Genomic DNA, 5007 nt, shown 5'->3' with positions numbered 1-5007 from the left:
ACTGGGCGTCAGTGTCTACGTAGTCGACACTGGAATCCGTTCCTCCCACGTTGACTTCGGCGGCCGGGTCGAGGCAGGGGGCTCGGCGATGTCTGACGGTGCTGGGTCAAGCGACTGCAACGGGCACGGGACGCACGTGGCCGGGACCATCGGCGGAACTGTCCACGGCGTGGCCAAGAACGCGACCCTCATCCCAGTGCGGGCCTTGGCCTGCGACGGCTCAGGCTTCTACTCGGATGTAATAGAAGGGCTCGATTGGATTGCTGGAAACCACCGGGAAGGAACTCCGGCGGTCGCCAACCTGAGTATCGGGGGTCCCAGCAGCAGCACCCTTGACGCCGCGGTCCAAGCCGTCATCGACGATGGCGTCACGGTCGTCGTCGCCGCGGGCAACAGCGCCGTTGACGCCTGCGCGGCTTCCCCGGCACGCATCCCGGCCGCATTAACGGTCGCAGCCAGCGATTCCTCCGACCGGCAGGCCTCATTTTCCAACTCCGGTAAATGCGTGGACCTCTACGCTCCAGGAGTAGGAATCAGTTCCGCTTGGCACACCTCATCGACTGCTACAGCGTCACTTAGCGGGACATCGATGGCCACGCCCCACGTAGCCGGCGCGGCGGCGCTTCTCCTGGCCCAGGATCCCCTGCTGACACCGGCCCAGGTGGCCGACACCATAGTTTCCAATGCTGTGACGGGAGTTATCAAAGCCTCCAGTATCGGAACCCCTAACCGGCTGCTGAACATCGCGCCCGCCGAATCCTCTCCGCCCTTCACCGTCCGTCCGTTCATGGACATCGATTCCGGGCATGCGTTCGCGGCTGAGATTGAGTGGCTGGCCACGCGGCAGATCAGCAACGGCTGGGCCGAACCCGACGGAACCAAAACCTACCGGCCTACTCTCGCCGTTTCCAGGGAAGCCATGGCCGCCTTCATGTACCGGCTGGCCGGAAGCCCCACCGATGTACCCCCATCGCATTCCCCCTTCACCGACGTCGCCACCAGCCACATCTTTTACAAGGAGGTCGCCTGGCTCGCCTCGCGGCCGATCAGCAACGGCTGGGCCGAACCCGACGGAAGCACAACCTACCGGCCTACTGTCGCCGTTTCCAGGGAAGCGATGGCCGCCTTTATGTACCGGCTCGCCGGAAGCCCCACCTATGTACCCCCATCACAGTCCCCCTTCACCGACGTCGCCACCAGCCACATCTTCTACAAGGAGATCGCCTGGCTCGCCTCGCGGCCGATCAGCAACGGCTGGACCGAATCTGACGGAACCAAAACCTACCGGCCTACTCTCGCCGTTTCCAGGGAAGCCATGGCAGCCTTTATGTACAGGTACGCATCCACGGCAGCAAGCTCCTAAGCAGGAACAGCGCCCGAATTCCCCTACCGCCGAGGCTAGGACTTGTCGGCGTTGCGGTTGTCCGTGCGCCACCGGATGCCGGCGTCGATGAAGTCGTCGATTTCGCCGTCGAACACAGCCGAGGTGTTCCCGACTTCGTGCTCGGTCCTCAAATCTTTGACCATTTGGTAAGGGTTGAGGACGTAGGAGCGCATTTGGTCGCCCCAGGACGCCTTCACATCGCCGGCGAACGCCTTCTTCTCGGCGTCCTCCTGCTCCTTTTTCAGGAGCAGGAGCCTGGATTGCAGGACGCGCATGGCTGCTGCCCTGTTTTGCAGCTGCGACTTTTCGTTCTGCATGGAAACCACGGTTCCGGTTGGGATGTGGGTCAGGCGGACCGCGGAGTCAGTGGTGTTAACTGACTGCCCGCCCGGCCCTGATGAGCGGAAGACATCGACGCGAATCTCGTTGTCCGGGATCTCGATGGAGTCGGTTTGCTCGATCAGCGGAATGACCTCCACGGCGGCGAAGGAAGTCTGGCGTCGGCCCTGGTTGTCGAAAGGACTGATCCTTACGAGCCGATGGGTGCCCGCTTCGACACTCAGTGTTCCAAAGGCATAAGGTGCCTTCACCTCAAAGGTTGCCGACTTCAGACCGGCTTCCTCGGCGTAGGAGGTGTCCATGACAGTGGTGGGGTAACCGTGCCGCTCCGCCCAGCGAAGGTACATGCGCATCAGCATCTCGGCGAAGTCGGCTGCGTCCACGCCGCCGGCTCCGGCCCTGATCGAGACTACGGCCTCACGCTCGTCGTACTCGCCTGAAAGCAGGGTGACGACCTCAAGTTCCTTCAGGGCCTTTTTAATGGACTCCAGCTCAGCAGCAGCCTCGCCCATGGAAGCGGCGTCGTCCTCGTCCTGCCCGAGTTCCACCAGAACCTCGAGGTCATCGATCCTTGAGGCCAGGTTGTTAAGGCGTTCCAACTCTGACTGCCGGTGGGACAGCCGTGAAGTGATTTTCTGCGCCGCTGCGGGGTCGTCCCACAGGTCCGGCTCGCCGGCCCGCTCGCTGAGTTCGGCGATGTCTTCCTTCAGTGCTTCTACGTCAGATACTCGCTCAATCGACTCGTAGGTGGCGCGAAGGGCGCGGATTTCAGCGGAAAAATCAATATTGGCCATGGTTGTTTAAGCCTACGCTATCCCGCTGGAGGCACGGACCCCTCCCGCCCCACGGTGCAGTTGGGGAGCGCTCGCCCCGGAAGTTTCAGCGCGTGAAACAAGGGCAGGCAGCCTGCACGCCTGGCGGCATCAGCGGGTGAGCCGCGAACGTGCGGTTGAAGTCGCCTCGATCCTGATGCCATCAGGCATCAGGAAGTTCACCACCGGCGGATGTACAGCGGCAGTCAACACTACGACGGCCGTCGAACCGTCAGGACTCCCCGTCTCCCCTGCAACGGCGAGCCCATCGAAGCGCTGTGATGCGGGGCTCCTGAAAACAAAGTCAGCTGCAACGTTCCTCACCCTTGCAGGGCTCAGGACCGCGGAGGGGCTCCCTCCCTGCACTTCCACCTCCCCTAAGGTGTAGCTGTCTGCGGCAGCAAGGGAGGCACCATCGGCCAACGAAAGCAGCCGCTTGTGTTCAAGGTAGACGGAGGAAATGCCGATGACCACAGTACTGACCAGCAGGGCCAAAACTACGTAGCCAAGGATCATCACCATCATCTGACCGTTTTCATCCCGCTGCGTTCCCCTCAACGGAACCTGCCCACCAGTTGCGTGGATGACGCCTCAAGTTCGGTGGCGCTGAGGCGAAAATTTCCGTCGAACGGCAGGAACGGGAGTGGCACTGTCAGGCTCACAGTCACTGTGACCGTGCTGCCGGCCGCCTGGCAATCTGCGGGATGGCAGGACGTCGCTATCCGCGCCCCCTCGGGCTGGTGTCCGAAGTCGGCGAGCGCAATCGCCACCGCCTGTTCGGCTGCTGCCTGGGCCGTAGCTGCGTCAGGCTGCGCTACGTAGACCTTGGCTGCCTGGTCAGCGGCCCCGACGACAGCAAAGGAGCCGCCTTGGATCTGGCTCATGGTGAGGATGAAGTATACAAGCGGCACCATCAGCAGGAGCGCCAGGAAGGTGAACTCAACCACTGCGCTGCCCCGTTCATTCTGGTGGGCGAGGGGCGGCCGCGGCGTTTGTTCTGCAGTGCACGGTGGAAGGCAGAGTGCTACCTTCAGCTGCCTGAGGGAAGATGCACGGCTTGGGTCACGGCTGAACAACGGAATGACCTTTCACCTCCAACACGTCCCGCGGCCCGATGAGACCTATCACGGGCATCGGAGCCCGTACGGTCACTTCCAGAGCCCGCAGACCTTGGTACGTCACCTCACTGGTGCTTACTTGCTGTGCAAAGCTGGCATTCAGGGCGGACTGAATAAGGCTCCGTGTCCTCTCCTCCGCGTCGGCAGCACTCCGGTCCGCAAGGGTTCCGTAGCGGGCACCCGATGCCGCCGCGTCAATCAAAGTGTTCCTCACGTGCAGGACCAGTGTCAGCTGAATGATCGCAAGGAAGAACAGTGTCAGGAGGCTGCCGACCAGGACAAAATCGACGACGGCAGACCCCTGCTCCCGGGATTCCGCTTCCCATGCCGTGGTGCGATAGGAGACTGTCCTACCCCGGCGCGCCACTTTGTCTGGCATGTCCAGAGCGCGGTCCAGCTTCCTACCGCGGATGGACGTTGGCATTTATTAGCTTCCGACCTTGTCCATCGCCTGGTTAAACATGGCTTCCAGCGCCGGGCCGGCGAGCGCCAGCAAAGCTGCCACAAGGACGGCGGACATAAGGGTGATCATCACCCAGCCGGGGACGTCACCTCGTTCGTGGTCGTCGGGCGCTGCGCGCCTCCATTGCCGTGCGTTTCCGAGGACCAGGCCCGCCAGCAGTGTTGTGGCAAGAGACAGGAACAGCACCATCGAGCGAAACCCCAGTTTTTTCATTCTTTTCGTCCTCTTCCTTCTTTTCCAGCTGTGAATTGATCGATACGTGCACGCTCTTTTGACATTAGAATCCGAGATTTATTGCGGCAATGCCCGGAAAGACAGCAAAAACAACAGTCAAGGGCAGCACACCAAATACGAGCGGCACCATCATGGCGATTTCCTTCTTGCCTGCTGCTTCCATCAGGTCGCGCTTTGCCGTATCACGTACGTCCTGCGCCTGGGCCCGAAGCACATCGGCCAAGGGAGTGCCCCTCTCGACCGCGACGACGATGCCGTCGACGAAACGGACGAGGGGTGCCAGATCTGTCCGCGCCGAAAACTCCTGCAGTGCCTGGATCAGGGGTTTACCTGCTCTCGTCTCAGTAAGGACCTTCGAGAACTCCTTCGTGAGCTCACCCCCGGCGCTACGGCAGACCCTGTCCAGGGCGCCTGTTGCACTCTCCCCCGCGCTGACTGCCAACGCCATTAGTTCAGCGAGGCTGGGGAATTCCGCCATCATCTTCGACTCCCTCCGGCGGATCTGGGCGCCAAGCCAGTAGTCGCGGAACATGAACCCTCCTATGGCACTCCCCAGGACAGCAACGGAAGCCAATAAAGGGTTGAACCTGCCCGAAGCCGCACCGACAATGATGAAAATGATCGACGCTGCGAAGCCGGCGGCCGCCCACAACAGTT

Annotated in this window: 7 protein-coding genes; 1 reads left to right on the top strand and 6 read right to left on the bottom strand. The window is 61.8% G+C overall.

Going from position 1 to position 5007, the window contains the following annotated elements; translation table 11 throughout:
* Window positions 1-1363 (top strand): S8 family serine peptidase (locus AC5RWX_RS30010; RefSeq protein WP_494099865.1); only part of this gene is annotated, 1363 nt, incomplete at its 5' end.
* 35 nt (window positions 1364-1398) lie between these two features.
* Here the strand turns inward: AC5RWX_RS30010 and prfB are convergent.
* From prfB to AC5RWX_RS29980, 6 genes are all read right to left on the bottom strand, one after another.
* Window positions 1399-2517 carry a peptide chain release factor 2 gene (gene prfB, locus AC5RWX_RS30005; protein ID WP_494099864.1) on the bottom strand — a complete coding sequence of 373 codons (1119 nt, stop codon included), beginning with the start codon at window positions 2515-2517 and terminating at the stop codon, window positions 1399-1401.
* 129 nt (window positions 2518-2646) lie between these two features.
* Window positions 2647-3060, bottom strand: coding sequence for a pilus assembly protein TadG-related protein (locus tag AC5RWX_RS30000; protein ID WP_494099863.1), 414 nt, complete (start codon window positions 3058-3060; stop codon window positions 2647-2649).
* Window positions 3061-3089: 29 nt separating this feature from the next.
* Entirely contained in the window at window positions 3090-3482 is a 393-nt protein-coding gene (locus tag AC5RWX_RS29995) for a hypothetical protein (RefSeq protein ID WP_494099862.1), read from the bottom strand.
* A gap of 115 nt (window positions 3483-3597) precedes the next feature.
* Complete coding sequence (locus tag AC5RWX_RS29990; RefSeq protein WP_494099866.1) at window positions 3598-4020, bottom strand: TadE/TadG family type IV pilus assembly protein; 423 nt, start codon at window positions 4018-4020, stop codon at window positions 3598-3600.
* A gap of 60 nt (window positions 4021-4080) precedes the next feature.
* Window positions 4081-4329, bottom strand: coding sequence for a hypothetical protein (locus tag AC5RWX_RS29985; protein WP_494099861.1), 249 nt, complete (start codon window positions 4327-4329; stop codon window positions 4081-4083).
* A 64-nt stretch (window positions 4330-4393) separates the two neighbouring features.
* Window positions 4394-5007 (bottom strand): type II secretion system F family protein (locus AC5RWX_RS29980; protein WP_494099860.1); only part of this gene is annotated, 614 nt, incomplete at its 5' end.

The organism is Arthrobacter sp. SPT-J7, from assembly GCF_059089965.1.
This window is presented reverse-complemented; position numbering and strand designations above follow the sequence as displayed.